The 18,005-nt window shown below is 70.0% G+C and carries 18 protein-coding genes and 1 riboswitch; of the genes, 7 read left to right on the top strand and 11 right to left on the bottom strand.

Going from position 1 to position 18,005, the window contains the following annotated elements:
• Positions 1–37: 37 nt before the first annotated feature.
• The 6 genes from ACFW48_RS14175 to ACFW48_RS14150 all read right to left on the bottom strand — a co-directional run bounded on the left by ACFW48_RS14175 (position 38) and on the right by ACFW48_RS14150 (position 4,788).
• Positions 38–904, bottom strand: a complete 867-nt coding sequence (locus tag ACFW48_RS14175) for a GNAT family N-acetyltransferase (RefSeq protein WP_386314155.1) — start codon at positions 902–904, stop codon at positions 38–40.
• Between the two features lie 145 nt (positions 905–1,049).
• Positions 1,050–1,532, bottom strand: a complete 483-nt coding sequence (locus ACFW48_RS14170) for an NUDIX domain-containing protein (RefSeq protein ID WP_386314152.1) — start codon at positions 1,530–1,532, stop codon at positions 1,050–1,052.
• 68 nt (positions 1,533–1,600) lie between these two features.
• Positions 1,601–2,506, bottom strand: coding sequence for a LysR family transcriptional regulator (locus tag ACFW48_RS14165; RefSeq protein WP_386314150.1), 906 nt, complete (start codon positions 2,504–2,506; stop codon positions 1,601–1,603).
• Positions 2,507–2,735: 229 nt separating this feature from the next.
• Positions 2,736–3,914 carry a cystathionine gamma-lyase gene (locus ACFW48_RS14160; protein WP_386314147.1) on the bottom strand — a complete coding sequence of 393 codons (1,179 nt, stop codon included), beginning with the start codon at positions 3,912–3,914 and terminating at the stop codon, positions 2,736–2,738.
• A complete protein-coding gene (locus ACFW48_RS14155) occupies positions 3,911–4,405 on the bottom strand; it encodes a low molecular weight protein-tyrosine-phosphatase (RefSeq protein WP_386314144.1) in 495 nt (164 codons plus the stop codon). Before ACFW48_RS14155 ends, ACFW48_RS14160 begins: the two co-directional genes overlap by 4 nt.
• A gap of 5 nt (positions 4,406–4,410) precedes the next feature.
• The gene (locus tag ACFW48_RS14150; RefSeq protein WP_386314141.1) at positions 4,411–4,788 is read right to left on the bottom strand and encodes a phage holin family protein; all 378 of its coding nucleotides are present in this window, start codon (positions 4,786–4,788) and stop codon (positions 4,411–4,413) included.
• Between the two features lie 59 nt (positions 4,789–4,847).
• On the opposite strand from ACFW48_RS14150, the gene ACFW48_RS14145 reads away from it, so the two are divergent.
• The 4 genes from ACFW48_RS14145 (at position 4,848) to ACFW48_RS14130 (ending at position 7,133) form a co-directional block, all read left to right on the top strand.
• On the top strand, positions 4,848–5,165 hold the full coding sequence (locus ACFW48_RS14145) for a cupin domain-containing protein (protein ID WP_053133839.1): 318 nt from the start codon (positions 4,848–4,850) through the stop codon (positions 5,163–5,165).
• Positions 5,166–5,339: 174 nt separating this feature from the next.
• Positions 5,340–5,552 (top strand): DUF5326 family protein, encoded by a 213-nt coding sequence (locus ACFW48_RS14140; RefSeq protein WP_007388908.1) that lies wholly within the window; start codon positions 5,340–5,342, stop codon positions 5,550–5,552.
• A 330-nt stretch (positions 5,553–5,882) separates the two neighbouring features.
• On the top strand, positions 5,883–6,596 hold the full coding sequence (locus ACFW48_RS14135) for an IclR family transcriptional regulator (protein ID WP_386314137.1): 714 nt from the start codon (positions 5,883–5,885) through the stop codon (positions 6,594–6,596).
• A gap of 99 nt (positions 6,597–6,695) precedes the next feature.
• Positions 6,696–7,133: an SsgA family sporulation/cell division regulator gene (locus tag ACFW48_RS14130; RefSeq protein WP_121747963.1), complete on the top strand. Its 438-nt coding sequence runs from the start codon at positions 6,696–6,698 to the stop codon at positions 7,131–7,133.
• Positions 7,134–7,193: 60 nt separating this feature from the next.
• On the opposite strand, the gene ACFW48_RS14125 is transcribed toward ACFW48_RS14130, so the two are convergent.
• Positions 7,194–8,693, bottom strand: coding sequence for a YibE/F family protein (locus ACFW48_RS14125; protein WP_386314134.1), 1,500 nt, complete (start codon positions 8,691–8,693; stop codon positions 7,194–7,196).
• Positions 8,694–8,764: 71 nt separating this feature from the next.
• Positions 8,765–8,954, top strand: a riboswitch (TPP riboswitch).
• Between ACFW48_RS14125 and thiC the strand changes: the two genes are divergently transcribed.
• Both thiC and ACFW48_RS14115 read left to right on the top strand, forming a co-directional pair.
• A complete protein-coding gene (thiC, locus tag ACFW48_RS14120) occupies positions 8,947–10,740 on the top strand; it encodes a phosphomethylpyrimidine synthase ThiC (RefSeq protein ID WP_386314131.1) in 1,794 nt (597 codons plus the stop codon). It overlaps the preceding riboswitch by 8 nt.
• Before the next feature lie 151 nt (positions 10,741–10,891).
• On the top strand, positions 10,892–12,430 hold the full coding sequence (locus tag ACFW48_RS14115; RefSeq protein ID WP_386314129.1) for a VWA domain-containing protein: 1,539 nt from the start codon (positions 10,892–10,894) through the stop codon (positions 12,428–12,430).
• 39 nt (positions 12,431–12,469) lie between these two features.
• On the opposite strand, the gene ACFW48_RS14110 is transcribed toward ACFW48_RS14115, so the two are convergent.
• From ACFW48_RS14110 to ACFW48_RS14100, 3 genes are all read right to left on the bottom strand, one after another.
• Positions 12,470–13,339, bottom strand: a complete 870-nt coding sequence (locus tag ACFW48_RS14110; RefSeq protein WP_386314127.1) for a hypothetical protein — start codon at positions 13,337–13,339, stop codon at positions 12,470–12,472.
• A 182-nt stretch (positions 13,340–13,521) separates the two neighbouring features.
• On the bottom strand, positions 13,522–14,628 hold the full coding sequence (locus ACFW48_RS14105) for a metallophosphoesterase (protein ID WP_386314124.1): 1,107 nt from the start codon (positions 14,626–14,628) through the stop codon (positions 13,522–13,524).
• Between the two features lie 332 nt (positions 14,629–14,960).
• Positions 14,961–16,073 (bottom strand): LacI family DNA-binding transcriptional regulator, encoded by a 1,113-nt coding sequence (locus ACFW48_RS14100; protein ID WP_386314121.1) that lies wholly within the window; start codon positions 16,071–16,073, stop codon positions 14,961–14,963.
• A gap of 392 nt (positions 16,074–16,465) precedes the next feature.
• On the opposite strand from ACFW48_RS14100, the gene hisC reads away from it, so the two are divergent.
• The gene (gene hisC, locus ACFW48_RS14095) at positions 16,466–17,545 is read left to right on the top strand and encodes a histidinol-phosphate transaminase (protein ID WP_386314118.1); all 1,080 of its coding nucleotides are present in this window, start codon (positions 16,466–16,468) and stop codon (positions 17,543–17,545) included.
• A 75-nt stretch (positions 17,546–17,620) separates the two neighbouring features.
• Here the strand turns inward: hisC and ACFW48_RS14090 are convergent, their stop codons facing one another.
• On the bottom strand, positions 17,621–17,995 hold the full coding sequence (locus ACFW48_RS14090) for a cyclophilin-like fold protein (RefSeq protein WP_386314115.1): 375 nt from the start codon (positions 17,993–17,995) through the stop codon (positions 17,621–17,623).
• Positions 17,996–18,005: the final 10 nt, after the last annotated feature.

The following is an 18,005-nucleotide window of genomic DNA, read 5'->3' as shown; positions in this document are numbered from 1 at the left end:
CGGCCGCCGTCGTACCGCGAGGGGACGCCGCGCAGGGTCAGCCCGCCGCCACCGTCAGCGGAGCGAACCGCCGGTTCCAGTCGCCTGGCAGCTCCGTGATCCCGCACGTCATGACCGCGTTGGGCGCGATGGAGGCGAGGCCGTGCGCCTTCGCCCAGGCCAGCAGCTCTTCGTGCCGTACGTCGATGTCCGTGCGCAGCGGTCGGTCCGTGCGGGCGGCGAGGGAGCTGATCAGCGCCTTGGCCGTCTCGGTGTCGCGTGCGATCAGGGGGCCCACGACATGGGTATCCATGTTGGGCCAGGCCGCGGCGTACCCGATGAGACGACCGTCCTCCTCGGCGACCCGCAGTTGGTCGGCGAAGGCAGGCAGCCGCGTGATGATGGGGGTGCGGTCGGTGCCGAACACCTCCTCGTCGAGCCGGAGGATCGAGGCGAGGTCGTCGGCAGTGGCCGCGCGCGTCGTGGTCCTCGGCTCGGGCCCGCCCGGAGTGAAGCGCCCGCGCACCATCTCCGCCCGGCCGATGGCCTTGAAGCCGAGTTCCTCGTAGAGCGGCCGGCCGTACGGGGTCGCGTGCAGGGTCAGGGGGGTGGTGCCCAGAGCGGCGACGATGTGACGCATCAGCCGGCGTCCGACTCCTTGACGGGCGTGCCGCTCGGCGACCAGCACCATGCCGATGGCGGCGAGGGAGGGGCGTTCGGGCGGCCCGTACTCGGTGACGGTGCAGGCGCTGACGAGACCGCCACCGGGATCGTCGATGCCGTACCCCTTCCCGGCTGTCAGGAGGAACCCCCACTTGTGCTCCTCGCGCGGCCACCCCCGATCCTCGGAGAGGTCGGCGCAGGCGGTGAGATCGCGGAGCGTCAGACGGCGGATCGGCAGAGAGGCGAGGGAAGGTGTCGGCACGCAGGTCAGGCTGTACGACAGCGGCCGTCCGCGTCCACCACTTTCCGAGGGAACACGCGAGCTTTTGGCCATGTGGTGGCCCAGTGCACAGGGCCTCGTCATCCGCTGGACGCCGTACGGGCCGGCAGGCCGGCCGCCGCCGGTGTCAGCCGAGGTCGGGAGCGTGCATGGCACGCACACCCTCGATGTTGCCGTCCAGATAGTGCCGCAGCGACAGCGGGACGAGGTGGACGGAAGCGATCCCGACCCGCGTGAACGGCACTCGGACGATCTCGTAGTCACCGGCGGGCTCGTCGACCTCGGGGCCGTGCCGCAGGGCCGGGTCCATGGACTCCAGGTGGCAGACGAAGAAGTGCTGCACCTTCACCCCGGTCGTTCCGGCGTCCTCGCCGATGTGCTCCACCGTGTCCACGAAGCACGGGACCACGTCGGTGATCTTGGCGCCGAGTTCCTCGTACACCTCGCGGTGCAGGGCGTCCACGACGGTGGTGTCGTCCGGCTCGACCCCGCCTCCGGGAGTGACCCAGTAGGGGTCGACACCGGGCTTGGTGCGCTTGATCAGGATCAAGTGGTCGCCGTCCAGGAGGACGGCGCGGGCGGTGCGCTTGACCACGGGTCGGACGGTCATGGAAGAAATGTGGCCCGGCTGGTTCCACGTGAAACATCGCGGCATGCCCACTCGCGGGATCGCCGGGCTCAGTTCCAGCCGGCGGCCGCACGCAGCAGCCACTCATGGGCGCGGGCGATGTGCGGCATCGCCAACGTGCCGGTCCGCACCACCAGGAAGTACGTCCGCAGCGGCGGCACCGCCGGTTCATGCAGGGCGACGACCTCTCCGCGCTCCAGTGCCCCAGCGCACAGATAGCGGGGCAGTACGGCGAGCCCGGCGCCCGCGACCGTACAGGCGAGGACCGCACGCAGGTCGGGGGCGACGACCGTGCCGGGGGCGGCCGGGCGGGTGTCGAAGACAGACGCCCAGTAACGGGCCACAAAGGGCAGCGACTCGTGGACCTCGACCACGGGGACGTGTTCCAGAGCGGGTGCGGCGGAGCCGCGGAGCCTTTCGGTGCCGGTCCGCTCCGCCCAGTGGGGCGCGGCGACCAGGATGTGCTCCTCGTCGCAGAGCGGAGTGGCCGTGAGCAGCGCGCCGCGCGGCCGGGCCGTGCCGATGGCCAGATCGTGGTGCCCGGCGGCCAGTCCCTCCAGGGTCTCCTCGGCGTTTCCGAACGAGGCGCGCAGCGCGAAGGCCTGCCCGTCCTCGCCGGTGAGTTCCGTGAGCACGGGAAGCGCCCGCTCGGCGGTGAACTCGGGTGGTCCGGCGAGATGCAGGGTCCTGAACATGGAGTCGTCGTCCACCCCGGTTTCGGCGATCTCGACCAGGGCGTCGAGATGCGGAGCGGCCTTGTGTGCGAGTTCGTCACCGATCGTCGTCGGGGTGACGCCGCGGGCCTGCCGCAAGAAAAGGGGACGTCCGAGCTGCCGTTCGAGCGTGCGGATCTGTGAGGTGACGGCCGGCTGGGAAAGGCCGAGCAGGGCCGCGGCACGGGTGAAGGAGCCGGCTCGGTGCACGGTCACGAAGGTGCGCAGCAAGGCCAGGTCCATGAAAAACCTCCCCTCTTCTGTACTCTCCCAGCCCTCCGGCCGCGCCCAACTATAAATATGTCGATAGGTCGCTGCCGCTACTGTGATTGGACACTGACACAGAGTCAATTAGCCTTAATCGCGCGGTTCTTCGCCCGCGGAACCGGAGGACGGTCCGAGCCACGAGGGGGGAGGCTCGGACCGTCCGTCGTACCTGGCCGGAAACAGCACGGCGGCTGCGCGGTGGCGCTCAGTCCGCCGATTCCTCCAGCGCACGCAGCAGGTCGGCCACCAGGTCCGCGGGATCCTCCGCACCGACCGAGAGGCGCACGAAGCCCTCGGGCACCGCGTCGCCGCCCCAACGCCCACGCCGCTCGGCCGTGGACCGCACCCCGCCGAAGCTCGTCGCTCCCTCCACGAGTCGCAGCGCGTCGAGAAAACGATCGGCACGCGCGCGCGTGGGCAGCGTGAAGGAGACGACGCACCCGTAGCGCAGCATCTGCTGCGAGGCGATCTTGTGGGACGGATCGTCGGGCAGCCCCGGGTACCGCAGGCCGGTGACCTCGGGCCGCGCACGGAGGGCTTCGGCCACCTTCAGCGCGGTGGCGTTCTGCCGGTCCACCCGCAGTTGGAGGGTGGCGATCGAACGATGTGCGAGCCAGGCCTCCATGGGCCCGGGAATCGCACCGACGATCTTGCGCCAGCGCCGTACGGCGGTCATCGCCCCGGCATCGCGGCCGGCCACGTAGCCCAGCAGGACGTCGCCGTGGCCGGTGAGCTGCTTGGTGCCGCTGGCCACCGAGAAGTCGGCGCCGAGCTCCAGCGGGCGCTGCCCCAGCGGCGTGGCGAGCGTGTTGTCCACGGCGACCAGGGCGCCGCGCGCGTGGGCCGCCTCGGCGAGTCGCCGGACGTCGCACACGTCGAGGCCGGGGTTGGACGGCGTCTCGATCCACAGCAGCTTCGCCCCGTCCAGGACGTCGAGCTGGGCGTCCCCGCCGGTCGGCGCGGTGCGCACCTCGATGCCGTACGCCTCCAACTGGTCGCGGACCAGCGGCAGCGCCTGGTAGCCGTCGTCGGGCAGGACGGCCACGTCACCGGCGCGCAGCTGAGAGAAGAGCACCGAGGAGATCGCGGCCATGCCGGAGGCGAACACCAGCGTCTCGACGTCGCCCTGCCCGGGCGCCTCCAGCTCACCGATGGCACGCTCGAGGTGGGTCCAGGTCGGGTTCTCGTCGCGGCCGTACGTGTACGGGCCGGTCGGCTCACCCGGCAGATGGAAGTGGGCGGCGAACACCGGGCCGGGCAGCGTCGGCTCGTGCTTGACCGGCTCGGGCAGCCCGGCCCGCACCGCACGCGTGCCGTCACCGGCGCCGTAAGGGGCGCCCTCCGCGCCCGTGCCGGCCCCGTTGTTCGTAGCGGAATCACTCATGCCGCCCGTCCTTCCACTTGCTCGCGTACCGCGGCGAGCAGTCCGGTGCTCGCCGCCTCCACCATCTCAAGGCATTCCTCGAAGCCGTCCACGCCCCCGTAGTAGGGGTCCGGTACGTCGAGGTCGGCGCGGTCGGCGGCGGGGTCGTAGGACCGCAGCAGCCGTACCTTGGCCGCGTCCTGCTCCGTGGGCGCGAGTCGGCGCAGTGCCCGCAGATGGCCGGCGTCGAGGGCGACGACGAGGTCGAGGCGGGAGAACCAGGACGGCTGGAACTGGCGGGCCGTGTGGTCGAGGCCGTAGCCGTTCTCCTCCAGGACGGCCATGGTGCGAGGGTCGGCGCCCTCGCCCTCGTGCCAGCCGCCGGTGCCGGCGCTGTCGGCCTCGACCAGGCCGTCCAGCCCGGCGTCCGCCACGCGCGCGTGGAAGACGGCCTCGGCCATCGGGGAGCGGCAGATGTTGCCCGTGCACACGAAGCAGACGCGGTAGGTCATCGGGATCAGTCCTTGTCGGGCAGGAACGCGTTGAGGGCCCAGGAGACGATCGAGATGATCAGGCCGCCCAGGACGGCGGTCCAGAATCCGTCGACGTGGAAGCTCAGGTCGAGCGTGTCGGCCAGCCACGACGTGAGCAACAGCATCAGCGCGTTGACCACCAGCGTGAACAGGCCGAGGGTCAGGATGAACAGCGGGAAGGTCAGCACCTGCACGATCGGCTTCACCAGCAGGTTCACCAGGCCGAACACCAGGGCGACCACGATCAGGGTGACGGTCTTCTCGCCGGTGCTGCCCCCGGTCAGGGTGATCTTGTCGAGCAGCCACACGGCGACCGCGAGGGCGCCCGCGTTGGCGATCGTCTTGACTAGGAAATTCTTCATGTGTCTGATCGTGGCAGACGCGATCGGAAACGAACGGTGAGGCAGGGGCGGACGAGGCGATGAAGGCATTCCGGCTGGACGAACTGGAGGCGGAGCGCGCCGCCAATGACGGTGCCTACCTGCAGTTCTTGCGCGAGCGGAACATGTCGGTCGGTCTGTACGCCCTCGACGCGGGCACGGCCGACCCGCAGAAGCCGCACGCGCAGGACGAGGTGTACTTCGTGGTGAGCGGGCGGGCCGCGATCACCGTGGGCATGGAGACCACCCAGGTCGCCCGCGGCAGCGTGGTGTACGTGCCGGCCGGGGTCGCCCACAAGTTCCACCACATCAGCGAGGATCTGCGGGTTCTGGTGGTGTTCTCTCCGCCCGAGAGCTGAGCCGCGACCCCGGGATTCCCTAGGGGACCGGTCAGGGGGAGACAAGGGATGCGAGGGCCCTGCCGGGGCTCTCGCGGCCCTAGCATCGGGTGCAGGACATCAGATGACCCAGCGGGACCCCGGGCCGTCGAAGGACCCGGCTCTCGAACGGGCGGAAAGGTAAGGACGAGGGCGATGCGAGAGATCTTCACGGGACTGCCGTGGTGGGTGAAGTGGATCGCGGTGCCGGTCATCGCCCTGGTCGTGTTCGGCGGGCTGATCGCCAGCGTGGTCGGCTTCGTGATCGGACTGCTGTTCAAGCTGCTGGTCTTCGTCGCGCTCGTCGGCGGACTGATCTACGTCGTACGCAAGTTCATGTCGAGTTCATCGTCGCGCAGCGACTGGTGAGAGCCGTGGGACACCGGTGGCGGTAACAGGAATCACCGGTTCCCTCGCGCGAGGGAAGTTTCCCGGACGGGCGGTCGGCGAGCGGTGACCGGCGAATAGAGTCCGGAACTCCACGCGGGGGCGACCCCGCGAGTGGCGTACACCCCCACCCGTGCTCCCCGCACGGGCTGCCCCCTCGCGTTCCGGGAGTGACTCTTGGCCACGGCTGACACCGCGTTCGTTCCACTGCGCGCACTGCCCGAGCAGCCCCGTTCGACGTCTCGGACACCCCCCGCGGCTCCCTCCGCGGGCCCTCCGCCCGCGACCCTCATCGGCTCCGTGCAGCGGGCGATGCGACTTCTGGAATGCGTCGCCGAGCACGAGTACGGAGCCCCCGCCAAACAACTGGCCCGTGAGACGCGGCTGGCGCTCCCCACGGCGTACCACCTGCTGCGCACTCTGGTGCACGAGGGATATCTGCGCCGTGAGAAGGGCCTGTTCTTCCTCGGCGAGGCCGCCGAGCGGCTCGGCGGCAGCGGAGCCGAGCAGAAACGTCGCAGCACGGTGGTCGACACGCTGGCCCGCTGGCGCGATGCGATCGGTGTCCCCGTGTACTACGCCATGTACCGCGACGGCGAGATCGAGGTCATGTGCGTCTCCGACACCCCGGGCAATCCGGCCGTCGAGGAGTGGGCGGACTTCCGCGAGACCGGGCACGCGCACGCGATCGGACAGTGCCTGCTGTCCCAGCTGGACGAGGACGCCCGCCGCGACCACCTGGACCGCTACCCGGTGCGGCCCGTCACGCCGTACACGGTGCGTGATGGCAATGCCCTGCTGAAGCGTCTGGAACGCATGCGGCGGATGACGCCGGTGACCGAGCGCCAGGAGTACGCCCTGGGGACCGTATGCGCGGCGATCCCGATCACCGTGGGCACCACGGCCGCGACGATGGCCATTTCCCTGCCCCTCCATCAGGCCGACCGGCTGCTGCCCGCGGCGGAGCGGTTGCAGGACGAGGTGGGTCGGCTTCTGGGGTCGCTCGCGATCTCTATCAGTATCTGAAAACTCACTCCTTGTGATCTGGTGTGTACGTTAAGCAAGATGCCACCAGTGTTAGAGGTTTGATTCCCGGCCAGTCGACGGCGAATGACGGGGTAGGCGATGGGCGAGTCCGTGCAGGCAGAGGTCATGATGAGCTTTCTCGTGTCCGAGGAGCTCTCTTTCCGCATTCCGGTGGAGCTGCGCTACGAGACCTGTGATCCCTATGCCGTGCGACTGACCTTCCATCTCCCCGGGGACGCGCCGGTCACCTGGGCTTTCGGCCGGGAGCTGCTGGTCGACGGGGTGGGCCGGCCGTGCGGTGACGGTGACGTGCGCATCGCCCCCGTCGATCCCGAGCCGCTGGCGGAGGTGCTGATCCGGCTTCAGGTCGGCAGCGACCAGGCGCTGTTCCGTTCGTCTGCGGCACCCCTGGTGGCGTTCCTCGACCGGACCGACAAGCTGGTGCCGCTGGGGCAGGAGGGCGCGCTCGCCGACTTCGACGCCCACCTCGACGATGCCCTGGACCGCATCCTGGCGGAAGAGCAGAGCGCGGGCTGAACCGTTACGGCAGCTCTACGACCGTGGCGTAACGCTTCGCCGCGATCGGCTGTCGATGGGTCAGCGCTTACGCCGACGGCCTCGCCCACGTACGGGAGCCGAACCTGCGCCCGGCGTCGTCCCGGCGGCCTGTGCCGCCGGTGGGCCGGCCGGACGGTCGGCCGATACGACGAGGGCCGCGAGGGCCGTGGTGACCGGAACGGATGCCACCAGGCCGATCGAGCCGACCAGCGTGCGCACGATCTCCTCCGCCACCAACTCGCTGTTGGCGACCGTCCCCACCCCGCTCTGCGCGATCGAGAACAGCAGCAGCAGGGGCAGCGCGGCGCCCGCGTAGGCGAGGACGAGCGTGTTGACGACCGAGGCGATGTGGTCGCGGCCGATCCGGATGCCCGCCCGGTACAGCCCCCGCCAGCCCATCGTCGGGTTGGCCTCGTGCAGTTCCCAGACCGCCGACGTCTGGGTGACCGTCACGTCGTCGAGCACACCGAGCGAACCGATGATGACCCCGGCGAGCAGCAGGCCGCTCATGTCGATCGTCGGATACAGGCCGTGGATGAGGCCGGTGTTGTCGTCCGTGTTGCCGGTGAGCGCGGCCCAGTCGATGAACAGCGATCCGAGCACACCGATCAGCAACAGCGAGATCAGGGTGCCGAGCACCGCGACGGACGTACGGGCCGACAGGCCGTGGCACAGATACAGCGCGATCAGCATGATGGCGCTGGCCCCGACCACCGCCACGGCCAGCGGGTTCGACCCCTGCAGGATCGCGGGCAGGATGAAGAAGTTCAGCAGCAGGAAGCTGATGGCCAGCGAGACCAGCGCCATGAGGCCCCGCAGCCGTCCGACGACCACGACGGCGAGCGCGAAGATGCCGGCGAGCAGGGCCAGCGGCAGCCCGCGGTTGATGTCGGTCACCGAGTACTGCAGGTCCTTCGGTGCGGAGGGCTCGTAGGCGACCACCACCTTCTGGCCCTCGTGCAGCTGCCGTGACTGGTCCGGCTGCACGATCTCGGTGAACGTAAGGCCCTTGTCCTTGCCGCTGTCGACACGGATCGTCGCCCGCTTGCAGTCGCCCTGCGCCTGTTGCACCGCGGAGGAGCCCTCGGCGGTGGAGGTGTCGCCGGTCGGAGGGACGCCCGAGGCGTTGACGGACTGGCAGCTCAGCTCGACCACCTTGGTGACGGTGGCATCCTGCGTCTGCCGGTCGAAGCCGACCCCGGTGCGTTCGTGCGGCGGCGCACCGCCCGGCCACAGCAACGCGAGCCCGACCAGCACCGCCGCTGCGAACGGGATGAGTACCGCGGCGATGACCTTCCGCAGATGCCGGGAGACAGGCGCCGCCGGTCCGTGACTGTGGGAGTGCCCGTGCCCACCGGGACCGCCGGGACCGCCGGGACCACCGTGCCCACCGGGACCGCCGCCCGCGTCAAGTCTGCCGCCGCCCGCGCCGTGAGCGTCGGAAGGGGTGGGGCCGGCTCCGTGGCCGTTGCCGTCCTCGGTGCCTGGTCCGCGGCGGGGCTCGTGTGGCGGAAACGGGGGATGCTGCGGTGTGGTCACCGACCGATCATCGCAAGAACGAGGGGGGCCCTCTGTTCACCGCGCCCGAATTGACGCTAGCGTGGAGGCACCTTTGTACACGCGGGAGCTCGGAGCACCGGGCTGAGAGGGCGCTGACCTCCGTCCCAGCGATGTTTCACGGGAAACGTCACCGAATCCGAGTGATGTATCCCACGAAGCGTCGCCAGACGGAAGCCGCTGCGTCGACCGCCGAACCTGTTACCGGGTAATGCCGGCGTAGGGAGTAGGTCTCATGACCATCAAGGACGCACGCACGCCTGCCTCCGCGCAGAACTCCGCCCAGGAGGAGACCACGGAGGCCGGGAAGTCCATCGGCTGGCACAAGGCGTACGTCGAGGGCTCGCGCCCCGACCTGCGCGTGCCGGTCCGTCAGGTGCACCTCACCAACGGGCAGTCGGTCACGCTGTACGACACTTCGGGCCCGTACACCGATCCGCTCGTCGACACCGATGTCCGCAGGGGGCTGCCGCCGCTGCGGGAAAACTGGATCATCGCCCGAGGAGACACCGAGGAGTACGCGGGCCGCCCCGTCCGCCCCGAGGACGACGGAATCAAGCACACCTCTCCGCGCGGCGGCCTGCGCAACCTCGACGCCGTCTTCCCCGGACGGCCGCGCCAGCCGCGCCGGGGGAGGGACGGCAACGCGGTCACGCAGCTCGCGTACGCACGCCGGGGCGAGATCACGCCGGAGATGGAGTACGTGGCCCTCCGGGAGAACGTCTCGCCGGAAGTGGTCCGGGAGGAGATCGCGGCGGGCCGTGCCGTACTGCCCGCCAACGTCAACCACCCGGAGATCGAGCCGATGATCATCGGCAAGCGGTTCCTGGTGAAGGTCAACGCCAACATCGGCAACTCGGCGGTGACCTCCTCCATCGAGGAGGAGGTCGACAAGATGACCTGGGCGACCCGGTGGGGCGCCGACACGGTCATGGATCTGTCCACCGGCCGCAACATCCACACCACCCGCGAGTGGGTGCTGCGCAACTCCCCCGTCCCCATCGGCACCGTGCCGCTCTACCAGGCCCTGGAGAAGGTCGACGGCCGCGCCGAGGAGCTGACCTGGGAGGTCTACAAGGACACCGTCATCGAGCAGGCCGAGCAGGGCGTGGACTACATGACGGTCCACGCGGGCGTGCGCTTGGCGTACGTACCGCTGACCGCGAACCGCAAGACGGGCATCGTCTCGCGCGGCGGCTCGATCATGGCGGCGTGGTGCCTGGCGCACCACAGGGAGTCCTTCCTCTACGAGAACTTCGACGAGCTCTGCGAGATCCTCGCCGCCTACGACGTCACGTACTCGCTCGGCGACGGCCTGCGGCCGGGCTCGATCGCGGACGCCAACGACGAGGCGCAGTTCGCCGAGTTGCGTACGCTCGGGGAACTCAACACGATCGCCAAGCGTTTCAACGTACAGACCATGATCGAGGGCCCGGGCCATGTCCCGATGCACAAGATCAAGGAGAACATCGACCTTCAGCAGGAGATCTGCGATGAAGCTCCGTTCTATACGCTCGGACCGCTGACGACGGACGTCGCGCCGGCGTACGACCACATCACCTCCGGTATCGGTGCCGCGATGATCGCCTGGTGGGGCACGGCCATGCTCTGCTACGTCACGCCCAAGGAGCACCTGGGCCTGCCCAACCGTGACGACGTCAAGACCGGCGTCATCACCTACAAGATCGCCGCCCATGCCGCCGACCTCGCCAAGGGGCACCCAGGCGCGCAGGAGTGGGACGACGCGCTGTCGGACGCCCGTTTCGAGTTCCGGTGGGAGGACCAGTTCAACCTGGCCCTCGACCCGGACACGGCACGGGAGTTCCACGACGAGACACTGCCGGCCGAGCCCGCCAAGACGGCCCACTTCTGCTCGATGTGCGGTCCGAAGTTCTGTTCCATGAAGATCTCGCAGGACATCCGACGTGAGCACGGAGGCAGCAAGGCCGAGATCGAGGAGGGCATGGCCCAGAAGTCGAAGGAGTTCGCGGCACACGGAAACAGGGTCTACCTGCCGTTGGCCGACTGAGTCCCTGCTCCGGCCTCACGCTGAGCGATCCCGTGCACGGAGGGCGGGGGCGCTTGGCGTGAGCCGGGGACGGCGGGACGAGTGATCTCCCGGACGGGACGCCGGGTCTGCCCCCTCCCCACCGAGGGGTACGTCTCGGCAGACTGGACGCATGACAGCCACCTCCCTGAGCAAGGGCGCCAATCTCGCCGTCGACTCCCCCGCGGTGCGCGTCGAACTCGTCTGGTCCGCCGGGCCGGGTGTGCCCGAGGTCGACGCCTCCGCGCTGCTGCTCACCTCGGCCGGACGCGTGCGGGACGACGGCGACTTCGTCTTCTACAACCAGCCCCGCCACGCGTCCGACGCGGTGAGGCACCTGGGCAAGCAGGCCGACTCCGGTGCCGGCGCGGGTGTCACGACCGACGCCGTCGAGGTGGAGCTGCGCTCGGTGGAACCGGCCGTCGACCGCGTCGTCCTGTGCGCCTCGGCGGACGGCGGGACGTTCGGCCGGGTGCCGGGGCTGTCACTGCGGCTGCTGGACGCCGGGACCCGCACCGAACTGGCCCGGTTCGACATGGCGGCCGGGACGGAGACCGCCCTGGTCGGCGGCGAGCTGTACCGGCGCCAGGGGAAGTGGAAGTTCCGCGCGGTCGGGCAGGGGTACGCCTCCGGACTCGCGGGGCTGGCCACGGACTTCGGCATCACCGTGGACGACGCTCCCCCGGCGGCCGCGCCCGCCGCCCCGGCGACTGCGGCGACCCCGCCGGCGCCCATGCCGTCGGCCTCACCGGCCTCACCGGCCTCACCGGCCTCACCGGCCTCACCGGCCTCACCGGCCTCACCGGCCTCACCGGCCTCACCGGCCTCACCGGCAGCACAGGCGCCGCCCGCAGCACAGGCGCCGCCCGCAGCGCCGGCCGCGCCACCGGCGCCCACCGGCGCGGGCCCCCGCCTCACCAAGGGGGAGGAACACCTTCCCGTCGACATGCGCAAGCGATTGTCCCTGCGCAAGGAACAGGTCGCGGTCAGCCTGAGCAAGCACGGGGCGGCCGGGGTCACCGCGCGCGTCGTCCTGGTCCTGGACGCCTCCGGGTCCATGTCCTTCCTCTACTCCAAGGGTGTGGTCACGGACGTCGTGGAGCGGATGGCCGCCGTCGCCGCGCAACTGGACGACGACGGTGAGATGCAGGCGTGGACCTTCGCCTCGAACCCGGCCCGGCTGCCCGACCTCCGCCTCGGCGAGCTGCCCGAGTGGCTGCGGCTGCACGTACGCGTGGGGGAGATCAGCCTCTTCCGCCGCGGCAGGAAGAAGGGCCTGCACCCCGAACAGGTCGACATGCGGGCGGTCGGCATCCAGAACGAGGAACAGAAGGTGATCGCCGAGGTCCGAGCCTACGTCCGGGACAACCCGGCGTCGGCTCCGACCCTGGTGCTGTTCTTCTCCGACGGAGGCGTCTACCGCAACGCCGAGATCGAGCGGGAGCTGCGGGAGGCGGTGGAGGAACCCGTCTTCTGGCAGTTCGTGGGGCTCGGGCGGTCCAACTACGGGGTGCTCGAGCGCTTCGACACCCTGCCGGGCCGCCGCGTGGACAACGTCGGCTTCTTCGCCGTGGACGACATCAGCACCGTCCCGGACCCGGAGCTGTACGACCGCCTGCTGTCCGAGTTCCCGTCCTGGATCGCTGCCGCCGGCCGGGCGGGCATCCTCTGATCCCCTGCCCGCCCGGGCCGGTGGCTCCTCGGCCGGTGGCTACTCGGGCCGGTGTTCCGGGCCGCCGAAGTCCGGGCTGCTGTAGTCCGGGCTCGAGTAACGCGGAGGCGGGCCCGCTTCGGGACCGCCGTCCGGGCTCGTGAACCCGGGACGGCCGTAACCGAGGTGCGGCATACGGTTGGCCGGCGCCGCCGGTGCCGTACGGTGCAGTGCCGTGGCGCCCGGCTCGGCGAGTGCCTCCCGAAGGAAGGGCAGGATGCCGCGTTCGAGCAGGGCGTCGTGCCAGGCGTCCCTGGCCCGGACCACTTCCTCGTCGAGTTCGCCGTAGCAGCCGGACTCGGCGGAGGGGCGGTTGCGCAGCGCGGTGAGCAGCAGCCCCACCGCGGCGACGAGGATCGCCACCGCAGTGAACGCGCCGAACACCCATCCGGTGGTGAGCATGGTCTGCGCGAAGGTCTGCCCCGGATCGAGCATCTTCAGGATGTAGCCGACGAGCAGGAAGATCGCCGCGGCGGTGCCGGCCAGGACGGGTGCCAGGACGGCGACGACGGCGACGGCGCCCGCGCCGGTCGCCTCGGCGACCTCGCCCATGGTGGCGGCGAGTCCCGCCGCGCCCGTGCCCGGCTCGTCGGAGCCGGATTCGCGCGTGGACGGCACCTGGGCGGGCGGCGCCGGGTGGCGCAGTTCCTCGCGGACCTTCACGTAATGCTGGTACTCGGTCGTGGCCGCCGCAGTGATGAGGGCGGTGGCGTTGAGTGCCATGGTGCGCAGTTGTTCGGAGTTGAGCCGCTGTCCCACAGCGGCCAGTTCCGGGCGGTGTGGTGCGGAGCGCAGCGCCTCTTCGAGGATCCGCTCGTACTCTTGGCGGTCCTCGTTCGACAGGTGCTGCGGAACGCTGTTCATGTGCATCCCCCGATGCTCCGTAGGGCTTGGGGCTCGCATGCCAACGAGCCGTCGGGCAGAAACGGAGGGGAGCCTGCTACGGATAAGCCGATGGTAGAGCGGTGACGGTGGGTGGTGACAGGGGGTTTCCAGAAATTGGGTGCCGGGCTGTACGGACGCCGCCGCGTGCAAACCCGTCCGGTGAACGGTCAGGTGTCGAGCGGAAGTTGCTGGACCAGCAGCTTTCCGGCCATGGTCACGCCGCCGTCCATCGCGATGGCCAGTCCGTCCGCGTAGACGTGGGGTCCCTCGACCGCGGTACGGGTGTCGTCCTCGCCGTCCTCGGAGCCGACCTCGCCCAGCAGGTAGGGGATGGGGCTGTGGCCGTGAACGATCCGGGTGCCGCCGTACGTGTCCAGCAGTGAGCGCACGGCGTCGGCGCCGCCCTCGTCGCGGAACGAGAAGCGCTTGGTGAACTTGCGGAACAGGTCCCACACCTCTTCCGCGTCGTTGCGCGTGAGCGTCTCGCGGACGGTGTCGTTGACCTCCTCGATGGAGCCGCCGTAGTCGAGGTAGGTGGTGGTGTCGGAGTGGACCAGGAGGTGGCCGTCGACCGCTTCGAGGGCGTCGAGGCGGGCCATCCACTGGAGGTGGTGGTCCTGCAGTCGGTCCATGTCGGTCTTCTGGCCGCCGTTCAGCAGCCAGGCCGCCTGGAAGGTGGCGGTGCCCGCACCGGAGTTGACGGGCGTGTCGCCGAATCGCTTGGCGCCGAGCAGCAGCAGTTCGTGGTTGCCCATCAGCGCCTTGCAGTAGCCGCCGGCCGCGGCGGCCTCGGCGGACAGCCGCATCACCAGGTCGATGACGCCGATGCCGTCCGGGCCCCGGTCCGTGAAGTCGCCGAGGAACCACAGGCGAGAGGTGCCCGCGCACCATTGTCCGGCGGCGTCGACGAGGCCCTTCTCCTGGAGGGCGGCCAACAGCTCGTCGAGGTAGCCGTGCACGTCGCCGACGACGAACAGCGGCCCCTGGCCCGTGGCGGACTGCTGCACCACGACCGGTTCGGGGTCGACGGCCACCTGGACCGTGTCACCCCGACGGATGACGGGCAGATCCCGCTGAGTGGGCGTGTACCCCCCCGGAAGGTTCTCCTCGTACTCCTCCTCGGAGGGCGGCACGGCCTCGGCCGCGTGCGTGCCGGTGGCGGCGTACGGAGCGGTCTCGTGGACGTACGCGGGCACCCGGAAGTCGCGTACCGTCGCCGTCCGCTCCACCTCGGGTCCCTGACCGGCCCCCTGAGTCATCGACCCCTCCACCATCGCGCCGCATCTGCACCGCTTCGGACTGCCTGGTCGCAGCGGCCCACGGTGTGTGGGCCCATCATAGGAATGCGGATCGCGCTGTGTGATGACCCAGGGGTGGTGAATCGGAACGGGACCCCGGTTCACCGCGGCTTTCGCCCCGATTGGGCCGGTCTTCGACCGTCCGCTACGGCGGTGTGATCGTGCTCCGGGCGTGCCGGGTGCCGTCTCCGCCGCCCTTGCCGCCACTCCCGTACGGGGATGGCGCCGCACCCGCTGGGCGGCTGCCGGCGCTCCCGAGCGGACGCGTTCGGCCGGGCCCCCGCCTTCCCGCTCCCGAGGGGGTGGCCCTACTTGCCCTCGGGTGACCGCGGCGGGCTGACCGTCGTCCGGTGCGGGCGGCGCTGCGAAGACGTACGCACGATCAGTTCGGTCGGTATCACCTGCTCGACCGGCTGGTCCGAGTCGAGCCCTTCGATGGCGTCGATGAGGACCTGGATCACCGCCGTGCCGATGCGGCGGGGCTTCAACGACAGGGTGGTGATGGGCGGTTCGGTGCTGGCGTACACGGTGGACTCGCTGCAGCAGACCAGCAGCAGGTCCTCCGGGACGCGCAGCCCGTAGCGGCGGGCGGCGGCGAGCAGGTCGGTGCCGTTCGGGTCGAACAGACCGTAGACGGCGTCGGGCCGGTCGGGGCGGGCGAGCAGCCGGTCGGCGGCGACCGCGCCGGCACACGGATCGTGCGCCGGATAGGCCTCGTAGACCGGGTCCTGGCCGACGCGCTCGCACCAGCGCAGGTAGGCGGTGGTCGACAGATGGGTGTACGTGTCGGTCGTGGTGCCGGTGAGCAGGCCGATCCTGCGGGCACCGGCGTCGGCCAGATGGTCGAGGATGCCGAGTACGGCGGCCTCGTGGTCGTTGTCGACCCAGGCGGTCACGGGGAGCGAGCCGGCCGGGCGGCCGTCGGAGACGACCGGTAAACCCTGGCGTACCAGCTCGCTGACGACCGGGTCGTGGTCCGAGGGGTCGATGACCACCGTTCCGTCGAGCGCGACGTTCGACCACACGTCGTGACGGGAGGTCGCCGGGAGGATGACGAGGGCGTAGCCGCGTGCGAGCGCGGCGGACGTGGCGGCGCGCGCCATCTCGGCGAAGTACGCGAACTCGGTGAAGGTGAAAGGTTCATCCCCGTACGTCGTCACGGTCAGGCCGATGAGTCCGGACTTGCCGGTGCGGAGCGTGCGGGCGGCGGCCGAGGGCCGGTAGCCCAGTCGGTCGGCGACCTCGCGCACATGGCGCCGGGTGGCATCCGGGAGTCGGCCCTTGCCGTTGAGGGCGTCGGAGACGGTAGTGATGGATACTCCGGCGGCGGCGGCCACGTCCCTGATGCCCGCCCGGCCCGGCCGGCTGCCTCGACGTGAGGTTTCCGCGCGGCTCACCTGGTGCTTCCCTGCTGCTGTCATGGCGAGCCGATAGTAGGGCTCATGGGGTGGGGTAGGGCGGACGCATATGCACGCGTTGACAGTCACGTTTCTGCATGATCATTAAGTGCCAACGGCCTTCGAAAGCAAGCCAGTTGATTGAATGCATCCCATTACCTGGCGTGTCAACCAGTGAGGGCCTGCCAAGTGGCAGATGTTGCGAAGAGGTCTCAACTCACCTGCACGAGGGATGCGCGCCACGGCGCGAGCCACCGGCGCGTAGATATATGTGCGGCGCGCCCCCCGAATCGTGCGCCTTCGTGCCCTGATGCCAGTGTGACGGACGAGGTCTGGCCTCACCTATACGCAGCGGCGCTGAATCCTCATAAGGTGAGAAGTATTCGATGCCGGTGGTGGTCACGAGGAGGACTGCGGTGAGCGAGACGAGCCCCAAGCTGCGCGCCGAGCTGGAGGGAATTCCCACCTACAAGCCGGGCAGGCCCGCCGCGGCCGACGGTCCGGTGGCCTACAAGCTGTCCTCGAACGAGAACCCCTACCCGCCCCTGCCGGGAGTGATGGAGACGGTGACGGCCACGGCCTCGTCGTTCAACCGGTACCCGGACATGGCCTGTACGTCCCTGATGAACGAACTGTCGGACCGGTTCGGCGTGCCCCTCTCCCACCTGGCCACCGGCACCGGTTCGGTCGGTGTGGCCCAGCAGCTCATCCAGGCGACCTCGGGCCCGGGCGACGAGGTGATCTACGCCTGGCGTTCCTTCGAGGCGTACCCGATCATCACGCAGATCAGCGGCGCGACGTCCGTGAAGGTGCCGCTGACACCGGGCGACGTGCACGACCTGGATGCGATGGCGGCCGCGATCACGGACCGGACCCGGCTGATCTTCGTCTGCAACCCCAACAACCCGACGGGCACGGTGGTGCGGCGGGCCGAGCTGGAGCGGTTCCTCGATCAGGTGCCGAGCGACGTGCTGGTCGTCCTCGACGAGGCCTACCGCGAGTTCATCCGGGACCCCGAGGTGCCGGACGGCGTCGAGATCTACCGTGAGCGGCCCAACGTCTGCGTCCTGCGTACCTTTTCCAAGGCGTACGGCCTCGCCGGCCTGCGGGTCGGGTTCGCGATCGCCCACGAGCCGGTGGCGGCGGCGCTGCGCAAGACGGCGGTGCCCTTCGGGGTCAGCCAGATCGCGCAGGAGGCGGCGATCGCCTCGCTGCGCGCCGAGGACGAACTGATCGGCCGGGTCGGTTCGCTGGTGTGCGAGCGCACGCGCGTGGTCGACGCGCTGCGCGCGCAGGGCTGGACGGTGCCCGAGACCCAGGCCAACTTCGTGTGGCTGCGGCTGGGGGAGCGCACGGTCGCTTTCGCCGACGCCTGCGAGCAGGCAGGCGTGGTCATTCGACCGTTCCCGGGCGAGGGTGTGCGGGTGACGGTCGGCGAGAGCGAGGCGAACGACATCTTCCTCAAGGTGTCGGAGGAGTTCCGCAACGAGCTGTAGGTCGCTGTAGGAACTTCCCAAGACCGCTGCAGCGGTTGATGACCGCTGAAGAGGTGGAAGATCGCTGTAGTGGTTCTACGCGTCGACGCGTTCGACGCGTATCGGGTCGCCGTCGCGCACCGTCGCCAGCAGGCGCGGGTCGCCGTCGAGACGACCCAGGACGTTGCAGGGACTCGCGAGGCGGCATTCGTCGCCTCGCGAGATCGGCGTGGGCCCGTACGGCAGCGCCAGAGCGTCGCCGTCGGTCCAGAAGGCGACCGTGCCCGGTTCCACGACCTCCCGGGCGTCCGTTTCACGTGAAACCGACACACCCGTGTCGAAGTACACCTCCTCGCCCCATGTGTGGGCGGAGGCAGTGAACGGCACGGCCTTGAGGAGCGCCTGCGTGGTCGGGGTGTCGTCGAGCGCTGCGGTGAGGTGACCCGCAGGCCATGAGATCCGTATCTTCATGCGGCGGATT

Origin of the sequence: Streptomyces sp. NPDC058812, from assembly GCF_042744565.1 — a bacterium.
In the GTDB taxonomy this organism is placed as follows: Bacteria; Actinomycetota; Actinomycetes; order Streptomycetales; family Streptomycetaceae; genus Streptomyces; species Streptomyces thinghirensis.
The sequence above is the reverse complement of the archived record's forward strand: the minus strand, read 5'-3'. Positions and strand labels throughout refer to the sequence as shown.

Bases quoted from the DNA above. Each gene is read 5' to 3' on its own strand.
- ACFW48_RS14170 (WP_386314152.1), bottom strand. From the start codon at position 1,532: ATGACCGTCCGACCCGTGGTCAAGCGCACCGCCCGCGCCGTCCTCCTG.
- ACFW48_RS14165 (WP_386314150.1), bottom strand. From the start codon at position 2,506: ATGGACCTGGCCTTGCTGCGCACCTTCGTGACCGTGCACCGAGCCGGC.
- ACFW48_RS14160 (WP_386314147.1), bottom strand. From the start codon at position 3,914: ATGAGTGATTCCGCTACGAACAACGGGGCCGGCACGGGCGCGGAGGGC.
- ACFW48_RS14155 (WP_386314144.1), bottom strand. From the start codon at position 4,405: ATGACCTACCGCGTCTGCTTCGTGTGCACGGGCAACATCTGCCGCTCC.
- ACFW48_RS14150 (WP_386314141.1), bottom strand. From the start codon at position 4,788: ATGAAGAATTTCCTAGTCAAGACGATCGCCAACGCGGGCGCCCTCGCG.
- ACFW48_RS14145 (WP_053133839.1), top strand. From the start codon at position 4,848: ATGAAGGCATTCCGGCTGGACGAACTGGAGGCGGAGCGCGCCGCCAAT.
- ACFW48_RS14140 (WP_007388908.1), top strand. From the start codon at position 5,340: ATGCGAGAGATCTTCACGGGACTGCCGTGGTGGGTGAAGTGGATCGCG.
- ACFW48_RS14135 (WP_386314137.1), top strand. From the start codon at position 5,883: ATGCGACTTCTGGAATGCGTCGCCGAGCACGAGTACGGAGCCCCCGCC.
- ACFW48_RS14130 (WP_121747963.1), top strand. From the start codon at position 6,696: ATGGGCGAGTCCGTGCAGGCAGAGGTCATGATGAGCTTTCTCGTGTCC.
- thiC (WP_386314131.1), top strand. From the start codon at position 8,947: ATGACCATCAAGGACGCACGCACGCCTGCCTCCGCGCAGAACTCCGCC.
- ACFW48_RS14115 (WP_386314129.1), top strand. From the start codon at position 10,892: ATGACAGCCACCTCCCTGAGCAAGGGCGCCAATCTCGCCGTCGACTCC.
- ACFW48_RS14110 (WP_386314127.1), bottom strand. From the start codon at position 13,339: ATGCACATGAACAGCGTTCCGCAGCACCTGTCGAACGAGGACCGCCAA.
- ACFW48_RS14105 (WP_386314124.1), bottom strand. From the start codon at position 14,628: ATGGTGGAGGGGTCGATGACTCAGGGGGCCGGTCAGGGACCCGAGGTG.
- ACFW48_RS14100 (WP_386314121.1), bottom strand. From the start codon at position 16,073: ATGACAGCAGCAGGGAAGCACCAGGTGAGCCGCGCGGAAACCTCACGT.
- ACFW48_RS14090 (WP_386314115.1), bottom strand. From the start codon at position 17,995: ATGAAGATACGGATCTCATGGCCTGCGGGTCACCTCACCGCAGCGCTC.